This is a genomic window from Streptococcus pneumoniae (assembly GCA_040719455.1).
GTDB lineage: Bacteria > Bacillota > Bacilli > Lactobacillales > Streptococcaceae > Streptococcus > Streptococcus pneumoniae_G.
This window is the reverse complement of sequence record JBFDTN010000001.1, coordinates 1,518,288-1,542,706: the sequence shown is the minus strand read 5'-3', so window position 1 is coordinate 1,542,706 and position 24,419 is coordinate 1,518,288. Positions and strand designations below refer to the sequence as shown.

The 24,419-nt window shown below is 40.7% G+C and carries 21 protein-coding genes, 1 tRNA gene and 1 pseudogene; 19 read left to right on the top strand and 4 right to left on the bottom strand.

What is annotated here, in order from left to right:
• The first annotated feature begins 82 nt into the window (after positions 1-82).
• Both galE and AB1I63_07420 read left to right on the top strand, forming a co-directional pair.
• Positions 83-682: pseudogene (gene galE, locus AB1I63_07425) on the top strand (UDP-glucose 4-epimerase GalE).
• 190 nt (positions 683-872) lie between these two features.
• Positions 873-1,370 carry a hypothetical protein gene (locus AB1I63_07420; GenBank protein MEW4354700.1) on the top strand — a complete coding sequence of 166 codons (498 nt, stop codon included), beginning with the start codon at positions 873-875 and terminating at the stop codon, positions 1,368-1,370.
• Between the two features lie 272 nt (positions 1,371-1,642).
• On the opposite strand, the gene AB1I63_07415 is transcribed toward AB1I63_07420, so the two are convergent.
• Complete coding sequence (locus tag AB1I63_07415; GenBank protein MEW4354699.1) at positions 1,643-2,548, bottom strand: tyrosine-type recombinase/integrase; 906 nt, start codon at positions 2,546-2,548, stop codon at positions 1,643-1,645.
• Positions 2,549-2,645: 97 nt separating this feature from the next.
• Between AB1I63_07415 and AB1I63_07410 the strand changes: the two genes are divergently transcribed.
• Complete coding sequence (locus AB1I63_07410) at positions 2,646-3,362, top strand: type 11 methyltransferase (GenBank protein ID MEW4354698.1); 717 nt, start codon at positions 2,646-2,648, stop codon at positions 3,360-3,362.
• A 17-nt stretch (positions 3,363-3,379) separates the two neighbouring features.
• On the opposite strand, the gene AB1I63_07405 is transcribed toward AB1I63_07410, so the two are convergent.
• On the bottom strand, positions 3,380-4,369 hold the full coding sequence (locus AB1I63_07405; protein MEW4354697.1) for a hypothetical protein: 990 nt from the start codon (positions 4,367-4,369) through the stop codon (positions 3,380-3,382).
• Positions 4,370-4,918: 549 nt separating this feature from the next.
• Here AB1I63_07405 and AB1I63_07400 point away from each other — a divergent pair.
• The 8 genes from AB1I63_07400 to AB1I63_07365 all read left to right on the top strand — a co-directional run bounded on the left by AB1I63_07400 (position 4,919) and on the right by AB1I63_07365 (position 12,617).
• The gene (locus tag AB1I63_07400) at positions 4,919-5,362 is read left to right on the top strand and encodes a zinc-dependent MarR family transcriptional regulator (GenBank protein ID MEW4354696.1); all 444 of its coding nucleotides are present in this window, start codon (positions 4,919-4,921) and stop codon (positions 5,360-5,362) included.
• A complete protein-coding gene (locus AB1I63_07395; protein ID MEW4354695.1) occupies positions 5,359-6,063 on the top strand; it encodes a metal ABC transporter ATP-binding protein in 705 nt (234 codons plus the stop codon). Before AB1I63_07400 ends, AB1I63_07395 begins: the two co-directional genes overlap by 4 nt.
• A complete protein-coding gene (locus AB1I63_07390) occupies positions 6,056-6,862 on the top strand; it encodes a metal ABC transporter permease (protein ID MEW4354694.1) in 807 nt (268 codons plus the stop codon). Before AB1I63_07395 ends, AB1I63_07390 begins: the two co-directional genes overlap by 8 nt.
• A gap of 9 nt (positions 6,863-6,871) precedes the next feature.
• Positions 6,872-8,374 carry a zinc ABC transporter substrate-binding protein AdcA gene (locus AB1I63_07385; protein MEW4354693.1) on the top strand — a complete coding sequence of 501 codons (1,503 nt, stop codon included), beginning with the start codon at positions 6,872-6,874 and terminating at the stop codon, positions 8,372-8,374.
• Positions 8,375-8,609: 235 nt separating this feature from the next.
• Complete coding sequence (locus tag AB1I63_07380; protein ID MEW4354692.1) at positions 8,610-9,593, top strand: LLM class flavin-dependent oxidoreductase; 984 nt, start codon at positions 8,610-8,612, stop codon at positions 9,591-9,593.
• 140 nt (positions 9,594-9,733) lie between these two features.
• Entirely contained in the window at positions 9,734-10,168 is a 435-nt protein-coding gene (locus AB1I63_07375; GenBank protein MEW4354691.1) for a BlaI/MecI/CopY family transcriptional regulator, read from the top strand.
• A 4-nt stretch (positions 10,169-10,172) separates the two neighbouring features.
• The gene (locus AB1I63_07370) at positions 10,173-12,395 is read left to right on the top strand and encodes a heavy metal translocating P-type ATPase (protein MEW4354690.1); all 2,223 of its coding nucleotides are present in this window, start codon (positions 10,173-10,175) and stop codon (positions 12,393-12,395) included.
• A gap of 12 nt (positions 12,396-12,407) precedes the next feature.
• Entirely contained in the window at positions 12,408-12,617 is a 210-nt protein-coding gene (locus AB1I63_07365) for a heavy metal-associated domain-containing protein (GenBank protein ID MEW4354689.1), read from the top strand.
• A gap of 302 nt (positions 12,618-12,919) precedes the next feature.
• On the opposite strand, the gene AB1I63_07360 is transcribed toward AB1I63_07365, so the two are convergent.
• Positions 12,920-13,792: an RluA family pseudouridine synthase gene (locus tag AB1I63_07360; GenBank protein ID MEW4354688.1), complete on the bottom strand. Its 873-nt coding sequence runs from the start codon at positions 13,790-13,792 to the stop codon at positions 12,920-12,922.
• Between the two features lie 118 nt (positions 13,793-13,910).
• Between AB1I63_07360 and pbp2a the strand changes: the two genes are divergently transcribed.
• The 4 genes from pbp2a to nusG all read left to right on the top strand — a co-directional run bounded on the left by pbp2a (position 13,911) and on the right by nusG (position 17,304).
• Positions 13,911-16,145, top strand: coding sequence for a penicillin-binding protein PBP2A (gene pbp2a / locus AB1I63_07355; GenBank protein ID MEW4354687.1), 2,235 nt, complete (start codon positions 13,911-13,913; stop codon positions 16,143-16,145).
• A gap of 53 nt (positions 16,146-16,198) precedes the next feature.
• The gene (gene rpmG / locus AB1I63_07350; GenBank protein ID MEW4354686.1) at positions 16,199-16,351 is read left to right on the top strand and encodes a 50S ribosomal protein L33; all 153 of its coding nucleotides are present in this window, start codon (positions 16,199-16,201) and stop codon (positions 16,349-16,351) included.
• A 9-nt stretch (positions 16,352-16,360) separates the two neighbouring features.
• Complete coding sequence (gene secE / locus AB1I63_07345; protein MEW4354685.1) at positions 16,361-16,537, top strand: preprotein translocase subunit SecE; 177 nt, start codon at positions 16,361-16,363, stop codon at positions 16,535-16,537.
• 230 nt (positions 16,538-16,767) lie between these two features.
• Entirely contained in the window at positions 16,768-17,304 is a 537-nt protein-coding gene (gene nusG, locus AB1I63_07340; protein ID MEW4354684.1) for a transcription termination/antitermination protein NusG, read from the top strand.
• A 233-nt stretch (positions 17,305-17,537) separates the two neighbouring features.
• Here nusG and AB1I63_07335 read toward each other — a convergent pair.
• Positions 17,538-17,608: transfer RNA gene (locus AB1I63_07335), tRNA-Cys, on the bottom strand.
• Between the two features lie 140 nt (positions 17,609-17,748).
• Between AB1I63_07335 and AB1I63_07330 the strand changes: the two genes are divergently transcribed.
• From AB1I63_07330 to rpoB, 4 genes are all read left to right on the top strand, one after another.
• On the top strand, positions 17,749-18,663 hold the full coding sequence (locus AB1I63_07330) for a DUF4767 domain-containing protein (GenBank protein ID MEW4354683.1): 915 nt from the start codon (positions 17,749-17,751) through the stop codon (positions 18,661-18,663).
• A gap of 84 nt (positions 18,664-18,747) precedes the next feature.
• Positions 18,748-19,137, top strand: a complete 390-nt coding sequence (locus AB1I63_07325) for a hypothetical protein (GenBank protein MEW4354682.1) — start codon at positions 18,748-18,750, stop codon at positions 19,135-19,137.
• Between the two features lie 10 nt (positions 19,138-19,147).
• Positions 19,148-20,284 carry a hypothetical protein gene (locus AB1I63_07320; protein MEW4354681.1) on the top strand — a complete coding sequence of 379 codons (1,137 nt, stop codon included), beginning with the start codon at positions 19,148-19,150 and terminating at the stop codon, positions 20,282-20,284.
• 535 nt (positions 20,285-20,819) lie between these two features.
• Complete coding sequence (rpoB, locus tag AB1I63_07315) at positions 20,820-24,413, top strand: DNA-directed RNA polymerase subunit beta (GenBank protein MEW4354680.1); 3,594 nt, start codon at positions 20,820-20,822, stop codon at positions 24,411-24,413.
• The last annotated feature ends 6 nt before the right edge of the window (positions 24,414-24,419 follow it).

Below are 24,419 nucleotides of genomic sequence, written 5' to 3'. Positions count from 1 at the left end.
CTTCTCATAAATTAATATTTAATATTTTATTTTTCAATAAATGTTTGACAGTTTATATATAAGAACATCATTTTTATCATTTTCTGTGACCAATCCTTATGGTAGGACCAAGTTGATGTTGGAGGATATTTTCAAGGATCTTTGTACTTCGGATTCATCTTGGAATATTGTTCTGCTTCGTTATTTTAATCCGATTGGAGCACATATTTCAGGAGATTTAGGAGAAGATCCCGCGGGCATTCCAAATAATCTCCTGCCGTATGTTACTCAGGTAGCGGTAGGGAAGTTGCCAGAAGTTCAGGTTTTTGGCAATGATTATGATACACCTGATGGTACTGGAGTTAGGGATTATATCCATGTTGTGGATTTAGCCAAAGGGCATGTAGCTGCGCTTCAAAGGCTTAAGGAAGGTTCTGGACTATCTATTTATAATCTAGGAGCAGGAGTGGGATACTCTGTCCTTGAGATGATTAGAGCTATGTCAGAAGTAGTAGGAAAACAGATTCCTTATAAAATCGTTCCTCGTCGTACAGGAGATATTGCCACCTGCTATGCAGATGCGAGTAAAGCTAAGCTCGAGCTAGGATGGGAAGCTCAGTATGATATTAAGCGTATGTGTGAAGATGCATGGCGCTGGCAAAGTAAGCATCCAAATGGGTTTAAGTCTGTCTCGCTCCGTTGACTATGATCTGTATTTGTGATCCTTTGCAGATAATCCGAATTATACATATAAAATTTTTTAACCAGTAATATTGTTTAAGATATGGTTAACATTAGAAACTCCAATATAGAGAATGATGTGATAATTGTTTTTTAAAAATTTACTATATAAATTATCAATTTGTAATAAAAATAAGAGAGGAATATAAGTAATGGAAATTGGAGATGTAAAATCAAAACTGCAAGAACATTCAAACATTTTAGTGAATCTAAAAAATGATGGAATTTTAAGAACAAATAATAGTCCAGTTGGAGATTATGCTGAGTGGCTGGCTGTAAAGGTATTAAATTTAAAGTTAGAGAAGAATAGTGAAAAAGGAATTGATGCGAAAGATAGGAAGAATTGCTATCAAATAAAAGCTCGTAAAGCCAATGTAAATGGTAAGCTTAATAGAATGTTAGGAATCATAAGAGATTATGATGAGAATGATAAGGGAAATAAGAATAAATATTTGATAGTTCTCTTTTTTGATTTTGAATATAATGTTAGTGAGGCATATGAAATTCCATATTCTATATTAAGTAAATTAAAAGGGAATAAATCTAAACATGAGAATGGTTTGAAAATCACTCTTGGAGAACGTTTGATTGAACAATATAAGAAAGAAATAAAGAATATAACAGATAAATTTACAGACAAAGGAGCCTAGAGTACTATTATAGTATTATTTTAGTAATCTGCGTATTGGCGTAGGTATGATGTTAACCACTTCTATCATAAAACATATTGAAAAAGTTCCAAAGTCTTGATTGACTTTGGAACTTTTTCAATTGTAGTAGATAATTTATCATCCTATACGAGAGAGAATCACATTGGTTCTTTCTTTTTCATAATAGCAATTTTTCAAGAGCCAAGATAGGAAGATTATTGTAATTTCTCCTTATAACATTAAAAAAAGAGGAGATGCAATATTTTTGATGATTATAGGTGCTGTTTATTATCTTCTATAATTATATTAATAGGATTATGTTGGGATAGAATTTCTTGTTGCTTAGCTTGTGAAACATGGGTATATATCTGTGTTACAGAAATAGAACTGTGACCAAGTATTTGTTGGATACATCGAATGTCGACATCACTATCTAATAGCATAGTTGCAAAACTATGGCGAAACATATGAGGTGTGATAGAGATGGTTAGATGAATTTGTTTTTGAATGTTTTTCAATGCTAAGCGAACACTCTGTTCAGATAACGGATTATTAGAAGATTTACCTAAAAATAGATATGTGTTAGATGGGTTACAATATGTAGAAATATATTTTTTTAATAATAAGAGTGTTGTATGATCGCCTAAATAGATTATCCGTTCTTTTTTGCCCTTTCCGATAATATGGAGCGAGTGATTCGAAAGATTGATATTATTTAGTCTGATATGGCATAGTTCTGAAATTCTAATACCAGTAGAAAGTAGGAGGGAAATTATGAGTAGATTTCTCAATGCTTTTTGTTTTTGGTATTCAGTTTTTGCATTTGTCATTTTCTGTTCTAAATAGAAATATATATGTTTCAATACTTGCTGTGGGATTGTTTTTGGAAGTGTTTTTTCTGTTCGAAATTGGAATCGCATCTGATCAAATGGATTATTCTCAATAAGATTTTGAACTTTTAAATAATGATAAAATACCTTTAAACTTGCGATTTTTCGACGTAAAGTACTTGTTTTAAGATTTGATTTAGTCAGGTATTCGATATATAGTTCTACATCTTTCTGGTTAGAATTGTAGAACTGCGTAAGATCATTTTTGTATGCTCGAATGGTATGCGGGCTTAGGCGTTTGTGAGTTTTGCAATATTTTAAGTAAGTTGAAATAACAGCGTTATCCATTAAGAACTCCTTTATAAATAATTACGCTATTATAAACTTATTTAGACGCTTTGTATAGTGATAATAAATAGTTATCGGTAGGAGAATTGAATAGAGAATGGATAAAGTTAATCCTGATGTAGTCAGAGAGTTTTACAATAAACATGATCAAATGTGGGAAATAAATAATTGGTACAAATACAGTCAAAACTATATTATCTCATTTTTGCAAAAACAACATTATACTGGAAATATTTTAAATGCAGGTTCAGGTGGAAATACTTATGGTATCACATCGCCAATGATACACTTGGATATTTCTGAGGAAAAGGTTAAAGATATAGAAAGTGCAGTTATTGGAAACTTAGAATCCTCTAATCTTTTTCAGACAAATAATTTTGATTCTATTATTTGTGTTGGTAGTGTAATTAATTATTGCAATTCTTATAAAGTTATAGAAAATTTTCAAAAATGGCTTAAGGAAGACGGAGATTTAATTCTAGAATTTGAAAATAGTAGTTCTTTCGAATATCTTTTCACTGATTATTATGATAAACCTATGACAACTGTTTCAACAAATTACATTGACTCCAATCATGTTATATATATTTTCTCCTTCGATTATATTATTTCCCTTTTGAAACTAAATAATTTTGAAATTATCGAAATTACTGGTTTTCATATCTGGAGTTCGCTAGTTCTAAGATTTTTCAAATCTGAAAACTTTGCGAGTAAATTTACATTTCTAGATAAATTTTTAAATAAAATCCATTATTTTAAAAAGCATTCTGCTAACGTCATTATAAGATGTAAAACAACTAGCACTAAAGTTTAAATGCTAGTTGTTTATTATTATTTTTTCTTATTTGAGTTAGTGAAAATGCTACTAATTACTGGAATTGCCATTGTACCAGCAATAATAGAAGCGATTATTTCACCTTTATCAGTTATATTGTTAAAAGCAAAATGTACAGTAATTAGACTTAATATTACTCCTAAAGCTAAAGATATAACAGCTGTCACCAAATATTTAGATATTCCCTTTAATATATAGATCAAATTATTTGATTTGGTTATTGGAGTAGGTCCAGTTGTTTCCTTAAAGACTTTATAACCCTCATCTAAAATCTGGATTGGATCAGAAATTGTATCGATACTTTTTTCTAATTTTTTATAAGTTGAGCTTAATTCATTTTGATATTCAGAAAAGTCATTTTTGGATAATAGTTTCTGATACCATTGGAAGTAATAGTCAAAGAATATAGACTTTATTATGCCTCCGTATATTGCTTTAGAAAGTGATTTGACATTATCAATTGATTTAATCAGAATGTACGCCTCAAATCCTGGTACATCAGTCATACCTAAGCTTGGTGTTTTAAATGGGGCATCAATTTTTTTATATCCTTCAATATCTAGGATTATTTGAAACATTTTGCTTTCAGAATCAGTTCCTTGGCCATTCTTATCATTGTTGATATCAGTGATCCAATAATTAATGGAGTAATTTTTTTCATTACTGAAATATTGTCCGAGCAGATTTAGACAAGAAAGATATACGACATTTTTTCGATATGGTTTTTCGACTGCAATATATTCTAATATCATTGTTTTTGTGCGACTAAGAAAACTAGTCATTGTCATTCCAATAAGTTTTTCATTACAGTATATTTTAAAAATATTTATTCTAAACTCTTCGATGGGATTATCGACCCAATAAATAAAGTCATTTGGGTCAGTCTTAATAGTAACTGGAGTAACATTATCATAGATTTTTAATGCTTTTAAAAAATCATCATCATCGCCTTTATTAACTAGTTCTATAGAATAACTTTCTCTCATAAATTTTCTCTTTCCTACCGATAACTATTTATTATCAATAGTATATCAGAAATATTGAGATTTGAAAATATTTATAATAGTTACTTTGAGATAATATATCATTTAAAAATTATATTATCCTAGTTAGTTAGAAGATGAAAGTATCTATTTAGATATGTTGAATTGATGGGAACAATTGAACATCCTACACTTTTAGACAAGTATTATAGACTAAAGAAAATGGAATAAAAAATGTTATGTTTAGTAAAACTACATTGACAATTCCCAGAGGAATCTAAACAACAAGAGTTTTTAGAAGAATTGACGATTTGACTGAAGAGTAGTGTGACGTGATTGAGTTTAGAAAATGAAAAAAAGATTTTAAAATGTTGATAGACCTTAAAGCAGGGCATATATAGTATTTCCTATGTGCTTACTAAAGTGAGATTACTTCACTTAGTCAGAAGGAAAGAATTTGATTCCCCCATTTTCATGAAAGAGTTTTGACTCTTTGTTTTTTTTGTGTTATACTTAACCAGTAAAGAATTAACTGGTTAAGGAGGAGTTGTGATGTCTTCTTTGGCACATGAGATTGATCATTTTTTGAGTGAGATTATTTTAAGGGCGGAAAATCAGCATGAGATTTTAGTGGGCTCTTGTACGAGTGAGGTGGCCCTGACCAACACGCAGGAGCATATTCTGATGTTGTTATCAACAGAAGCTTTGACCAATCGGGATTTAGCGAAGCATTTGAATGTGAGTCAGGCAGCGGTGACAAAAGCTATTAAGGCTTTGATTGCGCAAGAAATGCTTGAGACTTTTAAGGATAAGAGAGATGCGCGTGTGGTGTACTATCGTTTGACAGATGTGGCGCAGCCGATTGCAGCAGAACACCAGCACCATCATGCGCATACGCTTGAAACGTATGAAAAGATTGTGCAGGAGTTTTCTCAAGTAGAGCAAGAAAGTATCAGACGATTTTTAGAAATGTTAGTAGGAGAAATCGGAAAATGAGGTATATTACAGTCAAGGACCTCTCCTTTTATTACGATAAGGAGCCTGTTCTTGAGCATATCCATTATTTTTTAGATAGTGGAGAGTTTGTGACGTTGACGGGTGAAAATGGTGCGGCTAAAACGACGCTGATCAAAGCCAGTCTAGGGATTTTGCAGCCACGTCATGGGGAAGTGACTATTTCAAAGACCAATAGTGCGGGGAAGAAATTGCGGATTGCTTATCTGCCACAGCAGATTGCGAGTTTTAATGCGGGATTTCCAAGTACGGTTTATGAATTTGTAAAATCAGGGCGCTATCCGAGAAAGGGCTGGTTTCGTCGGTTGACGGCTCATGATGAGGAGCATATTCGTGTGAGTTTAGAGGCTGTTGGTATGTGGGAGCATAGAGATAAGCGGATTGGTTCTTTGTCTGGTGGGCAAAAGCAGCGGGCGGTTATTGCACGGATGTTTGCTTCAGATCCAGATATTTTTGTGCTTGATGAGCCAACAACAGGGATGGATGCAGGCAGTAAGGATGAATTTTACAACCTTATGCACCATAGCGCTCATAAGCACGGTAAAGCGGTACTCATGATTACGCATGATCCTGAGGAGGTCAAGAAATATGCGGATAGAAACATTCACTTGGTGCGCAATCAGGACTCGCCTTGGCGGTGCTTTAATGTCCATGAAAATGATGGGGAGGTGAGCCATGCTTGATTTATTGCGATATGACTTTATGCAGCGAGCCTTTCTAGCAGTGATTGCCATGAGCTTGTTTTCACCTGTTTTGGGCACTTTTCTTATCTTGCGTAGGCAGAGTTTGATGAGTGATACGCTGAGTCACGTTTCCTTATCAGGGGTAGCTTTTGGCTTGGTTTTAGGGATTTCGCCGACCATTTCAACAGTCGTGATTGTCATGATTGCTGCTGTGTTTCTGGAATACCTACGGACGATTTATAAGGATTTTATGGAAATTGGGACAGCCATTCTCATGTCCACAGGGCTTGCGGTGTCCTTGATTGTTATGAGTCGTGGGGGTAGTACCAGTTCGATGAGCTTGGACCAGTATTTATTTGGCTCGATTGTGACGATTAGTAGTGAACAGGTCTTCTCACTCTTTGTGATTGCTGCGGTAGTCTTGGTGTTGACCTTCCTCTTCATTCGTCCTATGTATATTTTGACCTTTGATGAGGATACGGCTTTTGTGGACGGTCTTCCTGTGCGGGCGATGTCCATCCTCTTTAATATTGTGACAGGGGTAGCGATTGCTCTGATGATTCCAGCGGCAGGGGCGCTTTTGGTATCGACGACTATGGTCTTGCCAGCTAGTATTGCGCTGAGAATTGGGAAAAATTTCCGTTCGGTGATGATTCTAGCTAGTGTTATTGGATTTTTAGGAATGGTGGCAGGTCTGTATAGTTCCTACTATGCGGAGACGCCTGCTAGTGCGAGTATTACACTCATTTTTGTAGGAGTGTTCCTCTTGGTGAGTTTGTTCAAAAAATTTGTAAAATAAGGAGATAAGATGAAAAAAATTAAATTAGCCTTGCTATTGCTTGCAGGGATTTGCTTGGTTGCCTGTGGCAATCAAAAGCAAGCAAATGGCAAGTTAAAGATTGTTACGACTTTTTATCCGGTTTATGAGTTTACCAAGCAAGTAGTAGGTGAGGAAGCGGATGTTGATCTTTTGATTGGGGCTGGGACAGAGCCGCATGATTATGAACCTTCTGCAAAGGCGGTTGCGACGATTCAAGATGCGGATGTCTTTGTCTATGAAAATAAAAATATGGAAACATGGGTGCCAGATGTCTTGAAAAATATCACTAAGGACAAGGTCAAGGTGATTGAGGCGACTGGCGATATGCTGCTTTTGCCGGGGCTAGAGGAGGAAGAAGACCATGATCATGGAGAAGAAGGTCATCATCATGATTATGATCCGCATGTCTGGTTATCTCCGAGTCGTGCGATCAAGCTAGTAGAGCATATCAGAGATAGTTTAGCTAAGGATTTTCCAGAGAAAAAAGCTGCTTTTGAGAAAAATGCTGCTGCTTATATCGACCAGCTAAAAGCGCTTGATAAGGAGTACCAAACTGGACTTTCAAATGCGAAGCAAAAGACCTTTGTCACTCAGCATGCTGCTTTTCGTTACCTTGCTTTGGACTATGGGTTGAAACAGGTGTCAATTTCAGGGATTTCTCCAGATAGTGAGCCATCTGCAGCTCGCTTGGCAGAGTTAGCCGAGTATATCAAGAAAAATAGTATTAAGTACATTTACTTTGAAGAAAATGCTTCTCAGGCTGTGGCTTCTACCTTATCAAAAGAAGCAGGTGTGGAGTTAGCGGTGTTGAATCCTCTCGAAAGCTTGACGGAAAAAGCCATGAAAGATGGCGCAGACTATATCTCTGTCATGCAGGACAATCTCAAAGCACTCAAGAAAACGACTGATCAAGCAGGAGGCGAGATTCAGCCAGAAGAAGAGGAAAATACAAAGACCGTGCAAAATGGTTATTTTGAAGATAGCGCTATCAAAGATCGAACTTTATCTGATTATGCTGGAAATTGGCAGTCCGTTTATCCATATCTAACAGACGGAACTTTGGATCAAGTTTTTGACTATAAGGCAAAATTAAGTGGTCAAATGACGGCTGCTGAGTACAAGGCTTACTATGATACAGGTTATAAGACTGATGTCTCTCATATCCATATCACAGATAAGACAATGGAATTTGTCGTGAATGGTGAATCTAAAAAATATACCTACAAATATGTTGGTAAAAAGGTTTTAACTTATAAGAAGGGCAATCGTGGTGTTCGCTATCTATTTGAAGCAACAGACAGCGATGCTGGGCAGTTTAAGTATGTGCAGTTTAGTGACCATAATATCGCCCCTGTAAAGACTGGGCATTTCCATATCTTCTTTGGTGGTGAAAGTCAGGAAAAACTCTTTGATGAGTTGGATAATTGGCCGACCTACTATCCTGATAGTATGACAGGGCAAGAAATTGCTCAGGAAATGTTGGCACACTAATATCAGACAGCATCTCAGAAATCTATGTTCTGAGATGTTTTTTGTATGAGCAGATGATTGGAATCTATTGCTAATTAGTGATAATGTGGTAAAAAATAACAGAGGAGGATGAGCCATGGATGAGTTGGGCATTCGTACATTTGGAGAGACAACACCGCTAGAAGGAAGTAGCAAGGTAGTATAGTTGTTTAATTTTGATTTAGTACGAGGCAACGACGTAATAAATTAAAACTAAATGACTATATCGCATGAGGAGTGCCTTCGGCAAGTGCTAGCAGAAATAGAGTTGGCAGATGGAGTAGGGCTTGATGTGTATGGAATTGGGGAGCATCACCGAGAGGATTTTGCGGTGTCAGCTCCTGAGATTATCCTAGCAGCAGGGGCGGCAAAGACGAAGAAGGTTCGTTTGACTAGTGCGGTCAGTGTCTTGTCAAGCTTAGATCCTGTACGTGTCTATCAGCAGTATGCGACTATTAATGCTTTGTCAAATGGTCGGGCAGAAATCATGGCTGGTCGAGGTTCTTTTACCGAGTCTTTTCCTTTGTTTGGCTATGATTTAAAGGACTACGAAGAGCTGTTTGATGAGAAGTTAGACTTATTACTGAAGGTCAAGAAGGACAAGAAGATAGACTGGCAAGGGCATTTTACGCAGACTATTTCAGGGCGTGAGGTTTATCCGCGAGTAGTGCAGGAGGACTTTCCGATTTGGGTCGCAACGGGTGGAAATGTGGAATCCACGATTAAAATTGCTCAAAAAGGCTTGCCAATTGCTTATGCGATTATTGGAGGTAGTAGTGAGTATTTTAAAAAATTGATTGCAGTCTATCACCAAATTGGGAAAGAGGCTGGCTATACAAACGAGCAGCTAAAGGTAGCTTCTCATTCCTGGGGCTTTATCGCTGAAGATGGGGATGAGGCTGTGAGAAAGTATTTCCATCCGACAAAGACAGTGGTGGATAGCATTTCCAAGGATCGTCCGCATTGGCAACCCTTGACCTACGCCCAGTATTTGGAGCAGGTTGGAGATAAGGGAGTGATGTTTGTGGGCAATCCTCAGCAGGTAGCGGATAAAATCATTCGTATGGTAGAGGATTTGGGCTTGGATCGTTTTCTTTTTCATCTACCCTTGGGCTCTATGCCGCATGAGGATGTGCTAGATGCCATTCGATTGTTTGGTGAGCAAGTAGCGCCGATTGTGCGCCAGCATTTTGACAAGTAATCACAGAGGTTGAGCCGGAAATGCTCAGCCTTTTTTGATGTTGAGTACGATTTTAATTTTTTGTAAGAAAACTTGACAAATTTTGTTTACAGGTGTAAACTAGAAATGCGGATTACATTTGTAAACAAAAGGAGCAATAGATGAAGATGAGTCAAGCGGAATGGCAGGTCATGCGTGTCTTATGGGCCTATCCTAATATCCGCAGCACTGAGGTTGTTTCTCGTTTGGAGGAAGATTTTGATTGGAAGCCAGCAACGGTGAAAACACTGCTCAACCGTTTAAAAGGCAAGGGGCTTATTCAGATGGAAAAGCTGGAAGGAAAATTTTACTACCGAGCGGAAGTATCAGAAGAATGGCAGTGGGAGGAAGAATGGCGGGCTTTTCTGGGAAATATCTGCCAGACGAATCATGGCAAGGTCTTATTGTCCGTGATAGAAAGTGTGAGCCTTAGTGTGCGTGATTTGGAGGTCCTAAAAGGTTTGCTAGATGATAAGCTTATTAGCGCTCCCAATCAAGTAGCCTGTGCCTGTCCTAAGGGGCAGTGTGCTTGCCATCATGTATGCGAAAGGAAGTGAGGAAATGACAGTAAAGAGGCTTGAATATCGGGTGCATGGGATGAGCTGTGCTTCCTGCGCCATGACGGTGGAGATGCTGGCAGGAGAGCTGGACGGTGTGGAAGAGGCCAAGGTCAATCTAGCCACTGAAACCCTAACAGTCTTGCCACAGGCTGATTTTAACGCTGGAGAGCTAAAAAAAGCAGTGCTAGACGCTGGTTATAGTCTTGTGGAAAAAGATGATGAGGAGCGCAAGGCTGAAAAAGAAGTTCGTAAAGAAAGCTTGGAGACCATGAGACGAACGTTACTCGGTCTTGTCATCTTTACGCTTCCCCTTTTGTATCTATCTATGGGGAGCATGATAGGACTTCCTTTGCCAAAGCTGTCAGCGAAAGTATTAGTCAGTTTGCAGCTGTTGTTGACCTTGCCCATTCTATATTTTGGACGTGGTTTTTACAGTCGAGGATTTCGTCATTTGATTAAGCGTCATCCTAATATGGATAGCTTGATTGCAGTGGGAACAGGGGCAGCTTTTTTATATAGTCTGCGGTCTATGGCAGATGTTTTTGCGGGGAATTCTGCTGTGCTTCATCATCTCTACTTTGAATCGGTGGGGGTGATTATCACCTTGGTCTTTTTAGGGAAATATCTGGAAAGTTTAGCCAAGGGGCGGACTTCGCAGGCGATTGAGCAACTTATGGATTTGCTTCCTCAAACGGCTCAAGTGTTCCGAGATGGCATTTGGCAAACGGTGAAAAGTGAGGAGATTGCTCTTGGTGATCTTATCCGTGTCAAGGCAGGGGAACGCATGCCTGTGGACGGCGTGGTTGTTCGTGGGGAAACCTATGTGGATGAGTCGATGATGACAGGTGAGAGTCTGCCTGTGGCAAAGACAGTAGGAGACCGTATTACCAGTGCAACAGTAAATCAACTGGGGATGATTGAATACCAAGCGACTCAGGTCGGTGAGGAGACGACACTGGCGCAAATTCGACGTCTGATTGAGGCGGCGCAGGGATCAAAGGCGCCAATCGCAGCTTTAGGGGACAAGATTGCGCTGTATTTTGTGCCAACGGTTTTGTGCTTGGGGATTTTAGCAGGGCTTTTTTGGCTCTTTATGGGAAAGAGCGTGGATTTTGCGCTTTCGATTTTTGTATCTGTTTTGGTTATTGCTTGTCCTTGTGCTTTAGGTCTAGCAACGCCGACAGCCATTATGGTAGGGACTGGAAAAGGAGCAGAAGCAGGTATTCTCATCAAATCAGCTGAGAGTTTGGAACGATTGACACAGGTTGATACGGTTGTCTTTGATAAGACGGGTACACTGACGCTGGGACGTCCTGTTTTGACAGATATTCAGCCAGTTGGTGGATTGAGTGAAGAGGAGTTTCTTAAGCTAGTGGCAAGTAGTGAGCAGCACTCTGAACACCCTTTGGCGCAGGCATTGGTCACAGCTGCTCAGGAAAGACAGCTGGAGTTGTTACCTGTGGAAGATTTCACGGTCTTACCAGGACAAGGTTTATCTGCCAAGATAGGCGAACAGCACTTGCTAGTGGGAAATCGTGCGCTGATGGACCATCACGGAGTTTCTCATATGGATATCGCTAAGGGTGAGGTGCTAGCTGAGGATGGAAAGACCGTGATGTTTGTAGCTTTGGATGGAGTGTTTGTGGGGCTATTAGCCGTGGCAGATGCTGTTAAAGAAGGGAGCGTAGAGGCGATTTCTCATCTCAAAGATATGGGAAAACAGGTCGTGATGCTGACAGGCGATAATAAAGAGACGGCACAATCTCTAGCAAGCCTACTCGGGATTGAGAGTATCATCGCCCAAGTCTTGCCAGATGGAAAAGCACAGGAAGTTGAGAAACTGCAAGATGCCGGTCATCATGTGGTCATGATGGGAGATGGGATCAATGATGCCCCTGCTCTTACTCAGGCAGATGTTGGGATGGCTATTGGTGCTGGTGCAGATATTGCCATGGAGTCGGCAGACATTGTCCTCATGCATAGTGATGTGCGAGATTTAATCAAGGCTTTTCATCTCAGCCATCTGACGCTTCAAACGATTAAGGAAAATCTCTTTTGGGCATTTGCCTATAATGTTCTAGGGATTCCGCTAGCTATGGGGGTCTTTTATTTCTTTGGTGGACCGCTTTTAAATCCTATGTTTGCAGGACTTGCCATGAGTCTTAGTTCAGTCTCTGTGGTTCTCAATGCTCTTCGACTTCGTAGTCGCATATCACTTCCCTAGAAAGGAAAACTAATGAAACAAACCTTACAACTCAATCATTTATCTTGTGACCACTGTGTGAGTCGTGTTACAGAACGCTTTTTAGCGCTTAGTGGTGTCACGCAAGTGACAGTTGATCTGCCAAAGCAAGTCGCTTTTGTGGAAACGAATCAAGCTTATACCAAGGATGATTATCAAGCAGCACTTGCAAAAACGATTTACCAAGTCTTGGATGTAAGCTAGAATCTGAGCTAAAAAGTTCCTGACTACTAAAAGAACCAGAAGTTCCGTCAATAGAACTTCTGGTTTTTAAGTTTATGCTCTTCTTAGGTTGTATTGGAGGAGATTATTGACCGTAAGGACCAATCTCATATCGATTTTCACCTGACGATTTCCCCTCTAGCTACATTGTCTGTACCCCCCCAATCAGCCTTTATCTATTCAAAGACAGGTTTCACATCCACTTTCCCTTGTGTGAAAATCTGCCTGTCTTCTTTTTTACCTGTTGGTATCGCTCATTGATATAGGGTCTCTTCACGGGACTTTTAGTTTTTTACTTGTGCTAAGACTGCTTCAAAGCTACTGGACTTTGCAGTGACACGAATGGGTCTTAGGGTTAAGGGATGGGTGAGGCTGAGCGTGTGGGCATGGAGCATGAGGCGATTTTTAGGTTGTGGATGGTAGAGTGGGTCGCCTAAAATGGGGCGATTGTGGTGCGATAAGTGGACACGGATTTGATGGGTGCGTCCCGTTTTCAAACGACAGTTGACAAGAGACGCTCTGGGAAAAGTCTTGAGAACGTGAACGTGAGTTTCGGCGTATTGACCATTTCTCTTATCCACCAAGCGCTTTCTACGGTCATGGCGGTCGCGTCCAATCTTATCCTTGTAGACCATGGATTTGCCAGAAAATTTTCCATCCACTAATGCCCAATATTCTCGTGAAATCCGCTTGTCCTCTAACAGGCGGTTGAGAATGGGGAGGATAAAGGGATTTTTGGCAAAAAGAACAGCTCCGCTCGTCTCCATGTCCAGACGATGAACGACGTAGCAGGTAGCACCGACATAGGCGCTCACATGATTGAGCAGGGCTAGCTCGCTAGGCTCATTTCCATGAGTTTTCATGCCTTCGGGCTTATTGACAATGATGAAATGCTCGTCTTGGTAGAGTTCCTCTACAAGGCTGGCATTTCCAAAAGGAATCGTTTTTTGAGGATAATCCTCTTCATCAAAGATAAGGGTCAAATCATCTTTAGCATTTAGCAGCGTTTGCCAGTGGCAAAACTCGTCATTGACGAATACATGCTTTTTAGTGCGCAGAAAATGGCGGATTTTTCGTGGAATGAGGAGCTGCTCTTCGAGCACTTCTTTGAGAGTGAGCTTGTCCCAACTTTCTGGAATGGTGATGTGAATCTTCATGATGTTATTGTAGCAAAAAGGCAGACGAATGAAAAGGAAATCTTAAAAAATCCTGAAAGGCAGTGCTTTTGAGCGGTTCTTTCTTGTAGGAGGTTCGATAAGGTGGTAAAATATAGCTATGAAGAAGATACAAGATTTATTTGAAAAAGCGCTAAACTATTTTAAGGAAGAAGAGGAGACACCATCTCTTGCAGAGCCAGAGGTGGAGATCAGTGAGAAAGAGATCGAGCCTGCTTTTAGCCGTTCTGGTAAGTCAGGTCGTAAAAAGTCTGCCTCTCAGCATCCATTTCGTCGTTTTTGGCGAAAATATCATTTGACCAAGATTGTCTTGATTGCGAGCCTTGGTGTGAGTCTGGTGGTGGGTGGCTATCTCTTTTATGTCGCAAAGACCACCAATGTCAAGGACTTGCAGGATGCACTGAAAGCTACGACGATCATCTATGACCGTGAAGGCAACGAAGCAGGTAGCTTATCTGGTCAGAAGGGAACCTATGTCGAACTTGCCGAGATTAGCAAAAATATGCAGGATGCGGTGATTGCAACAGAGGATCGTAGTTTCTATAAAAATAGCGGCATTAACTACCAGCGTTTCTTTCTTGCTATTTTGACAGCAGGTTACTCAGGGGGTGGCTCCACCATTACCCAGCAGTTGGCAAAAAATGCCTATCTTTCACAAGATCAGACCATTGAGCGTAAGGCAAAGGAATTTTTCCTTGCCTTGGAATTAACCAAAAAATATAGCAAAGAGCAGATTCTGACCATGTATCTCAACAACTCCTATTTTGGCAATGGCGTTTGGGGCGTGGAAGATGCGAGTAAAAAATACTTTGGCGTATCAGCAAGTCAGTTGACCTTGGATCAAGCAGCGACCTTGGCGGGGATGCTGAAAGGACCTGAGATTTACAATCCGCTTTATTCCGTTGAAAATGCGACCAATCGCAGAGATACAGTGTTGCAAAATATGGTGGCAGCAGAGATGATTGACCAAGGGACAGCAGATGGGGCAGCAGGACAGGATATGGCTAGCCAGTTGTCAGATACCTATGCAGGTAAGGTCAAAAATTACAGTTATCCGTCGTATTTTGACGCTGTAATCAACGAAGCTATTCAGGAATATGGTCTGAAGGAAGCAGATATTGTCAATAACGGTTATCGGATTTATACCGAGCTAGATCAGAATTATCAAGCCAGTATGCAGGTGATTTATGATAAGACGGAGCTGTTTCCAGTGGCTGAAGACGGTAGTCATGCCGAGTCTGGTAGTGTGGCATTAGACCCTAAGACGGGGGGTGTCCGTGCCTTGGTGGGTCGGGTTAATAGTGATATTGACGCTGAGTTTCGCATGTTCAACTATGCGACCCAGTCTGGGCGTAGTCCAGGCTCAACTATGAAGCCCCTAGCTGTGTATAGCCCTGCGATTGCTGCTGGCTGGTCGATTGATCAAGAGTTGGATAATACGACAACGACCTATGGCAATTACACTGTGCATAACTATGCAGGTCTTCAAACAGCACCTACGATTCCCATGTATCAAGCTTTGGCAGACTCGCTCAATATCCCAGCTGTTGCAGTGGTCAATGAACTTGGCATTAACAAAGCCTTTGAGTATGGTAAGAAATTTGGTCTTGATATGGACAAGGTCGATCAGACCTTGGGTGTCGCTCTAGGAGGTGGCGTTGCGACCAATCCACTAGAAATGGCACAGGCTTATGGCACTTTTGCAAATGGTGGTGTGATGAATGACGCGCACTTGATTACCAAGATTGAAAATGCAAGTGGACAAGTGGTCAAGACCCATAAGGCTAGCTCGACTCGTATCCTTAACAATGCAGCAAATGACAAGATGACTAGCATGATGCTTGGAACTTTTAGTAATGGTACAGGGGTCTATGCAGCACCATATGGCTATACGATGGCAGGTAAGACTGGAACGACGGAGACAGATTTTAACCCTGATGTGGTTGGTGACCAGTGGGTGATTGGCTACACACCTGATGTTGTGATTAGTCACTGGCTTGGATTTCCAACGACAGACGAAGGGCATTATCTGACAGGGACGAGTGCCAATGAAGCGTCCACCATTTTCCGCAGTATCGCAAATAGCATTCTTCCCTACACAGATGGTACTAGCTTTGAGGATAAAAATGCCTATGCCCAAAATGGGATTGCTCCTTTGAATGTCGATGAGACAAGTGGCGCTACGCAGCAGGAAAATTCAGATATTCTAAGAGAAGTAAAAGATAAGGCGCAAAATCTCGTAGAGCAAGCCAAAGAAGCGCTTGAAAACGCCCAATTACCAGAAAAAGCGAAAAATCTCTGGGATAGCATTACAGGATTTTTCAAGCAAGAATAAAGAAACTTGTCAAACTAAGGAAAACTTGCTATAATAGGGTGAATGGAGGCGTTATGGCATTAAAAAAAGCAAGTCTGGCGTGTGCGGTTTGTGGGTCTCGAAACTACTCAATTAAGCTCAGTAGTACGCCAAAACCAAAGCGTCTAGAAGTGAACAAATTCTGCAAACATTGCAGCAAATATACGATACATAAAGAAACCAGATAGGAGAATGGTGTGAGATTTATTGCAGATACCTTCCGCGTGCTAAGAGATACCTCTTGGCCAACCGGAAAGCAAAGTATGAAGGATTTTATTTCCGTTATGGAATACACTGCCTTCTTTGTTGTGATTATTTACTTGTTTGACATCCTTGTATCACGAGGTTTGATCAACTTGCTCAATATTTTTTAATACTCATCAACAATCACACTCTGACGTCGGAAACTCGCCTTGTTGAATGTGGCTTTGTTGCCTAGTTAGATGGTGATGCTTATAGAGTATAAAATAGCAGAATCTCGCTTGGTATGAAAGTGAGATTTTTTTGTGTAAAATCCGTTGTATTTTTAGATTTTATGGTATAATGAAAGTAACGAAATCCCGAAAAAGCCAAAGGCTTTTTTATTATACGAAAGGATGCAAACATGGATAGTTTTGACAAAGGCTGGTTTGTACTGCAAACCTACTCAGGATATGAAAATAAGGTGAAGGAAAACCTTCTCCAACGAGCACAAACCTATAATATGCTTGAAAATATCTTGCGGGTGGAAATTCCAACGCAGACTGTTCAAGTGGAGAAAAATGGAAAAACCAAGGAAATCGAAGAAAATCGCTTCCCAGGTTATGTTTTGGTGGAGATGGTCATGACAGATGAGGCTTGGTTTGTGGTGCGTAATACGCCAAACGTTACAGGATTTGTCGGCTCACATGGGAACCGTTCAAAACCAACGCCACTTTTGGAAGAAGAAATTCGCAATATCTTGATTTCCATGGGACAAACGGTGCACGAATTTGATATGGATGTGCGCGTGGGAGATACAGTCCGCATTATCGACGGTGCCTTTACAGATTACACTGGTAAGATCACAGAAATTGATAACAACAAGGTGAAAATGGTCATCTCTATGTTTGGAAATGATACGATTGCAGAAGTGAACTTGAGCCAGATTGCGGAATTGTAATCTCGACTTTACCAATAAACAAAAAGACATTTATAATCCCTTGATGATCTATTGTAGATTTTCTAAGGGTATGAATGTCTTTTTTACTATGGATAGAGTTGACACTTAAGAAAATTTCTCAGAGGTGAGATAGTAGGGCTATGCAGTCTATAGGTATAGCCTGTTTTTGTGACTTTATAAAAATAAGCAGCTCCTTTATTGAGAGAGCTGCTTATTCGATAAACAAATAAAAAAGGCGGTAGACGGATTTGAACCGACGATCAAGCTTTTGCAGAGCCGTGCCTTACCACTTGGCTATACCGCCATGACTATCATCTATTGTACCTTATAATTGTCCAATCGTCAACCTCATTTGAAAAAAATCATAAAAAAGTCATAAATTACACCAAAATTTATACAAATATATTATAATAGAATAAAAAGAAAGTTAAAAAGGAGACGAAGATGAAGCGTTATGGAAAAGGGCTAGCAGGTCTATTTTTATGTGTAGCCTTGTTAGGAGCTTGTGGACAAAAAGAGGTTGTCACAGAAAAAGAGACGGAAAAGAGCGCAAGTAGCAGCCAAGAAGTATCCTCTAGCAAAGAAGAGCAAAAACCAGACAAAGTAGAGGTTCAATCCTCAGTAGCGCAGCCCTTGTGGGACCAAGAAAAGTCTGCTCAGCTGGCAAACTTTATCGAAGAGTGGAGCAGGCAGATGGGTCAAGTCGGCTATACAGTGGATCAAGACGGGATTAAAATGGTGGATCGCATCTATTCCTATGGAGATAATGTGGAGTCTCAAAAGTTAGATACTCAGTTTTCACCGACAGGCGAGGGGGCAGCAACTTATCGGATTGTAGAAGTCTATAAAAATTGGAACAAATTTCCTGATGTACACACCTACTATTTTGCCATTACTGGTGATGGCAAAGGGCTCGTGTTTCATTCACCCACGACAAATGGGGGCAAAGTCTACGTCAAGCCGACAGAAAATAGGGAGATACAAGCCGGATTTGAAAGTATTCTAAATGGCGAAAAGGTAAGCCCGGCTCCTAGCAGTGTGACTTCTGTGGACCAGAAAAATTTGACCATTGACCAGTGTTCAAATTGGGCGAGGGCGCACAGGGCGAGATACTATGGAAATCCATATAGCAAAGATGATTTTATCGCTTCTATCACGACCCATACAGAGTCGCCAGATGGTTTTGTCTATATCGAGGTGCGGGAAAACCACAATAGCCCAACGATGCGAGCAGCTGGGGCAGACGCTAGCGTTAGCTCAGCTTTAGCGATTTATCGGATCAATCAGAATGGTCAGCTAGAGTTGCAAGATATCTCAAAAGGTAGCTTTCAAGTGGTTGCAGATCAGTATTTTGAATAGATTTGTAGTTGCGATAACTTTCTTATAAATCCTAGTATTCCTATAAAATTTGTGATAAAATAAAGAGAAAAAGGAGGCGATTTCATGGAAATCAGACGAAAAAAAGGGAAGTGGTTTGACGAAACAGGGCGTGAGTTACAACCAGACGAGGTCAAAGAGATTTTTGAGCGGATTTCTCAAGAGCTAGATAGTGATTTGGCAGACACAGGATTTGAAGGGGTGATCAAAGGTGTGGCAAAGAAAGTCATAAAATTTGCTCCAAAAATCGTGGATAAAAAGATAGCGGATTCTGATGAATGGGATGAAAGCGAGGATGTAAGGGAAGAGCTAGCAGATAAGCTGGAGGAAATCAAGGATATTGAACAAGAAATAGAGGATTTGCAGAAGGAGTTGGAACAACTGACGAAAGAAAAAGCAAACTTAGAAGAAGAGTACAGGCAGTTGAAGGACGAGTTGCCAATAGCAGGTCAATAGGGAGAAAAATATGAAAGGTTTAGGAAAAAGTATTGCAATTGTATTGTTTAGCATGGGAGTGCTAACAGCTTGTGCGACAAAGACAGAGCATTCAGCTAAAGAGCAGGTAAGTAGCGATAAGCAAGAGCAGGCAACTTCTTCATCTTCTGATGAAACAAAGAAAAAAGAGGTGAAGCAGGATGAGAAAGCAGCTTATGCCTCTGTCTTTTCAGACTATGAATTGATGTTGCAAGTGGCGCACACGGATGGTGCAATGCATGAAAAAGTAGGAAAAATTTTACCAAACTTGAAACAGCCGATTAATTCATGGGTGGTGGAGAGTTTTCTTGCTGGACCGTCAAAACAGCGTTATGTCTTCTATGATGTAGATGGAAATGGAAGTAAGGAGCTACTTACAGCGTCACTCAATGACAATCAGACAATATTTGTCACAGGAATCTATTACCAAAAGCAAGAACAAGCGACTCTTCTATCTCAAGGTTTTGTAGCTGGGAATGGTGGTGCTCGTAGTACATTTAACGTATATAAAGATGGAACAGTGTTGTCAGTTGGATGGAGTTCAGGGACTGGAGAGGGTGTTGGTATCCTCTATCAGTTGAGCAAAGATGGTGGAGAAGCACAAAAAATCGAGGAGAAAGATTTTAATGTAGTTGGTACAGATTCGAGTGACGTTTTTGGAAAAAGTAATGATCTAAAAATTGATGTGGATAGCCTAGAGTGGCAGATATTTGACCAACCAGTAGTTCCTTCAGAAGACAAAAAGAATTCAACAGTGCAGGGAATCTTGCCGGCAGACTTGTCAAATCTAGAAGGAACTTGGACAGGTCAAGTATCACAATTTTCTATAAAGATGACGATCTCGCCAGACGGACAGGTGACAAGCGATGTCGATGGTCGTTCGTCTAGTAGTCATTTTGAGGGAGTAGAAGCAGTTGGTAAGAATACGTATCGTTACCTTATTTCACCAGAAAGCACTCCTTTTGCACTGATACCTGGATACAATGGTTTAGGTGGTATAGGAGTGAAATATGACTATGGATTTAAACTGGAAGGTAATCAGCTCATAATCTTAGTGTGGCAAGCTCCAGCTGATGGAGATTTTGATTATACAAATCCTCTGTCGCCATCAGTGACATTAATGAAATAAACCTTGAAAAATAGTAGAAGATGTGCTATAATTGTAATAATTATTTGTCGTCTGCTTTATTTGAAATATTGTCCATATAAAGCGAACAGCAGTTAAATCAAGCTTTAGAGAGTCCGATTTAGCTGCTCTTTTTGTGCCTATTTTTTAGAAAAAGATTGTTTGTCATGTAAACTTAAATTTTCTGAAAATAGAACAAAAGGACAAATGGAAGATTTCATGAGCTTTAAAAAGTGGCACCAAAGCAGACAATCGCCCTTTTTGTAAGCCATGAAAATCAGGAAGATTATCTTCCAAAGACTAATGAAACTCGGGCTAAAAGTTCTCCAAAAAAGATAGATTTCCTTGTGTTTACGGAGCACGTCGTTAATCTCCTATTTTTGTTTGGCTTTTTACGCCCTTAGTATCTTATAATTGAACTCGGGCTAAAAGCTCTCCAAAAAAGATAGATTTCCTTGTGTTCACGGAACACATCGTCAATCTCCTATTTTTGTTTGGCTTTTTACGCCCTTAGTATCTTAATAAAGGAGTTAGAAACTTGGCAGGACATGAAGTTCAGTACGGAAAACACCGTACGCGTCGTAGTTTTTCAAGAATTAAAGAGGTTCTTGATTTACCTAATTTGATTGAAATCCAAACGGATTCGTTCAAGGATTTTTTGGACCATGGCTTGAAGGAAGTCTTTGAGGATGTGCTTCCTATTTCAAACTTTACAGATACCATGGAATTGGAATTTGTAGGCTATGAAATCAAGGAGCCAAAATATAGCTTGGAAGAGGCTCGTATCCACGATGCCAGCTATTCTGCGCCTATTTTTGTCACTTTCCGTTTGATTAACAAGGAAACTGGTGAAATCAAGACTCAAGAAGTGTTCTTTGGGGACTTCCCTCTCATGACTGAAATGGGAACCTTCATCATCAATGGTGGAGAACGGATTATTGTTAGTCAGTTGGTGCGCTCTCCTGGTGTTTACTTTAATGATAAGGTTGATAAAAACGGAAAAATCGGCTATGGCTCAACTGTCATTCCAAACCGTGGGGCTTGGTTGGAGCTTGAGACCGACTCTAAAGACATCGCTTATACACGAATTGACCGTACGCGTAAGATTCCATTTACAACGCTAGTGCGTGCTCTTGGATTCTCTGGTGATGATGAGATTTTTGATATCTTTGGAGATAGTGATTTGGTTCGCAATACCATTGAAAAAGATATTCACAAAAATCCAATGGATTCTCGTACGGATGAAGCCTTGAAAGAAATCTATGAGCGTCTTCGTCCAGGTGAGCCAAAGACAGCAGAAAGCTCTCGTAGCCTTTTGATTGCTCGCTTCTTTGACCCACGTCGTTATGACTTGGCTGGCGTTGGTCGCTACAAGATTAACAAAAAATTAAATGTAAAAACACGTTTGTTGAACCAAACGATTGCAGAGCCATTGGTGGATCCTGAGACAGGTGAAATTCTTGTCGAAGCTGGAACAATCATGACTCGCAGCGTAATTGATAGCATTGCAGAGCACCTAGATGGTGATTTGAACAAAATCGTCTATATTCCAAACGATTCAGCCGTTTTGACAGAGCCTGTTACTCTTCAAAAATTCAAGGTTGTGGCTCCGACAGATCCAGAACGTGTCGTAACTATTATCGGAAATGCCAATCCAGATGACAAAGTTCGTGTAGTGACTCCGGCTGATATTTTGGCAGAAATGAGCTATTTCTTGAACTTGGCAGAAGGTCTTGGTCGTGTGGATGATATTGACCACCTTGGAAATCGTCGGATTCGTGCCGTCGGTGAATTGCTTGCCAACCAAGTACGTCTTGGTTTGTCTCGTATGGAACGTAATGTCCGCGAGCGCATGAGTGTGCAAGACAATGAAGTATTGACACCGCAACAAATCATCAATATCCGTCCTGTGACCGCTGCGATTAAAGAATTCTTTGGTTCATCTCAGTTGTCTCAGTTCATGGACCAACACAATCCATTGTCAGAGTTGTCGCATAAACGCCGTTTGTCAGCCTTGGGACCTGGTGGTTTGACGCGTGACCGTGCCGGCTATGAAGTCCGTGACGTGCACTATACGCACTATGGTCGTATGTGTCCGATTGAAACGCCTGAGGGACCAAACATCGGTTTGATTAATAACTTGTCTTCTTATGGACATTTGAACCGTTATGGATTCATCCAAACACCGTACCGTCGTGTTGATCGTGAAAACGGTGTTGTCACCAACGACATCGTGTGGTTGACCGCTGATGAAGAAGATGAGTACATCGTGGCTCAGGCAAATTCAAAATTGAATGAAAAAGGTGGCTTTGCAGAAAGCGTCGTGATGGGACGTCATCAAGGGAATAACCAAGAATTCCCATCTAGCGAAGTAGATTTCATGGATGTATCGCCTAAGCAGGTAGTTGCCGTTGCGACAGCATGTATTCCTTTCCTTGAAAACGACGACTCCAACCGTGCCCTCATGGGAGCCAACATGCAACGTCAGGCTGTGCCATTGATCGATCCAAAAGCTCCTTATGTGGGAACTGGTATGGAATATCAGGCAGCGCATGACTCAGGAGCCGCAGTCATTGCTCAGCATGATGGGAAAGTAACCTATGCAGATGCAGACAAGGTAGAAGTACGCCGTGAAGATGGATCACTTGATGTTTACCATATTCAAAAATTCCGCCGTTCAAACTCAGGTACAGCTTACAACCAACGTACCCTTGTGAAACTTGGAGATACCGTTGAAAAAGGTGACTTTATCGCGGATGGACCTTCTATGGAAAATGGGGAAATGGCGCTTGGACAAAACCCAATCGTTGCCTACATGACATGGGAAGGATACAACTTCGAGGATGCGGTTATCATGAGTGAGCGCCTTGTGAAAGAAGATGTCTATACGTCTGTTCACTTGGAAGAATATGAATCAGAAACGCGCGATACTAAGTTAGGCCCTGAAGAAATCACTCGCGAAATTCCAAACGTTGGTGAAGATGCCCTTAAAAACCTTGATGAAATGGGAATTATACGCATTGGTGCTGAGGTCAAAGAAGGGGATATCCTGGTTGGTAAAGTTACGCCAAAAGGAGAGAAAGATCTTTCAGCAGAAGAACGCCTTCTTCATGCCATCTTTGGAGATAAGTCTCGTGAAGTTCGTGATACATCGCTTCGTGTACCACACGGTGCCGATGGTGTCGTTCGTGATGTGAAAATCTTTACCCGTGCAAATGGGGATGAATTGCAATCTGGTGTGAACATGCTGGTTCGCGTTTACATCGCTCAAAAACGTAAGATCAAGGTCGGAGATAAGATGGCGGGACGCCACGGAAACAAAGGGGTTGTCTCTCGTATCGTACCAGTCGAAGATATGCCGTATCTTCCAGACGGAACACCGGTTGACATCATGTTGAACCCACTTGGGGTGCCATCACGTATGAATATCGGACAGGTTATGGAACTCCACCTTGGAATGGCTGCCCGCAACTTGGGTATCCACATTGCCACACCAGTCTTTGACGGAGCAAGCTCAGAAGATCTCTGGTCAACGGTTAAAGAAGCAGGTATGGATAGCGATGCGAAGACGATCCTCTACGACGGTCGTACCGGTGAGCCGTTTGACAACCGTGTCTCTGTTGGGGTCATGTACATGATCAAGCTCCACCACATGGTTGATGATAAACTTCACGCACGTTCTGTTGGACCATACTCTATGGTTACGCAACAGCCGCTTGGAGGTAAGGCACAATTTGGTGGACAACGTTTTGGTGAGATGGAGGTTTGGGCACTTGAAGCGTATGGTGCGTCAAACGTTCTTCAAGAAATCTTGACCTACAAGTCAGATGATGTCAATGGACGTTTGAAAGCCTATGAAGCCATCACTAAAGGTAAACCAATTCCAAAACCAGGTGTACCAGAATCATTCCGCGTATTGGTGAAAGAATTGCAATCACTCGGTCTTGACATGCGTGTCCTTGATGAAGATGATCAAGAAGTAGAACTTCGTGATTTGGATGAAGGGGAAGATGACGATGTCATCCACGTTGATGATCTTGAAAAAGCGCGTGAAAAAGCCGCTAAAGAAGCAAAAGCAGCCTTTGATGCTGAAGGAAAAGAAGAGCCAGTAGTCGAAACAAAAGAAGACTAGGCGCTA

Bases quoted from the DNA above. Each gene is read 5' to 3' on its own strand.
- AB1I63_07420 (MEW4354700.1), top strand. From the start codon at position 873: ATGGAAATTGGAGATGTAAAATCAAAACTGCAAGAACATTCAAACATT.
- AB1I63_07415 (MEW4354699.1), bottom strand. From the start codon at position 2,548: ATGGATAACGCTGTTATTTCAACTTACTTAAAATATTGCAAAACTCAC.
- AB1I63_07410 (MEW4354698.1), top strand. From the start codon at position 2,646: ATGGATAAAGTTAATCCTGATGTAGTCAGAGAGTTTTACAATAAACAT.
- AB1I63_07405 (MEW4354697.1), bottom strand. From the start codon at position 4,369: ATGAGAGAAAGTTATTCTATAGAACTAGTTAATAAAGGCGATGATGAT.
- AB1I63_07400 (MEW4354696.1), top strand. From the start codon at position 4,919: ATGTCTTCTTTGGCACATGAGATTGATCATTTTTTGAGTGAGATTATT.
- AB1I63_07395 (MEW4354695.1), top strand. From the start codon at position 5,359: ATGAGGTATATTACAGTCAAGGACCTCTCCTTTTATTACGATAAGGAG.
- AB1I63_07390 (MEW4354694.1), top strand. From the start codon at position 6,056: ATGCTTGATTTATTGCGATATGACTTTATGCAGCGAGCCTTTCTAGCA.
- AB1I63_07385 (MEW4354693.1), top strand. From the start codon at position 6,872: ATGAAAAAAATTAAATTAGCCTTGCTATTGCTTGCAGGGATTTGCTTG.
- AB1I63_07380 (MEW4354692.1), top strand. From the start codon at position 8,610: ATGACTATATCGCATGAGGAGTGCCTTCGGCAAGTGCTAGCAGAAATA.
- AB1I63_07375 (MEW4354691.1), top strand. From the start codon at position 9,734: ATGAAGATGAGTCAAGCGGAATGGCAGGTCATGCGTGTCTTATGGGCC.
- AB1I63_07370 (MEW4354690.1), top strand. From the start codon at position 10,173: ATGACAGTAAAGAGGCTTGAATATCGGGTGCATGGGATGAGCTGTGCT.
- AB1I63_07365 (MEW4354689.1), top strand. From the start codon at position 12,408: ATGAAACAAACCTTACAACTCAATCATTTATCTTGTGACCACTGTGTG.
- AB1I63_07360 (MEW4354688.1), bottom strand. From the start codon at position 13,792: ATGAAGATTCACATCACCATTCCAGAAAGTTGGGACAAGCTCACTCTC.
- pbp2a (MEW4354687.1), top strand. From the start codon at position 13,911: ATGAAGAAGATACAAGATTTATTTGAAAAAGCGCTAAACTATTTTAAG.
- rpmG (MEW4354686.1), top strand. From the start codon at position 16,199: ATGGCATTAAAAAAAGCAAGTCTGGCGTGTGCGGTTTGTGGGTCTCGA.
- nusG (MEW4354684.1), top strand. From the start codon at position 16,768: ATGGATAGTTTTGACAAAGGCTGGTTTGTACTGCAAACCTACTCAGGA.
- AB1I63_07330 (MEW4354683.1), top strand. From the start codon at position 17,749: ATGAAGCGTTATGGAAAAGGGCTAGCAGGTCTATTTTTATGTGTAGCC.
- AB1I63_07325 (MEW4354682.1), top strand. From the start codon at position 18,748: ATGGAAATCAGACGAAAAAAAGGGAAGTGGTTTGACGAAACAGGGCGT.
- AB1I63_07320 (MEW4354681.1), top strand. From the start codon at position 19,148: ATGAAAGGTTTAGGAAAAAGTATTGCAATTGTATTGTTTAGCATGGGA.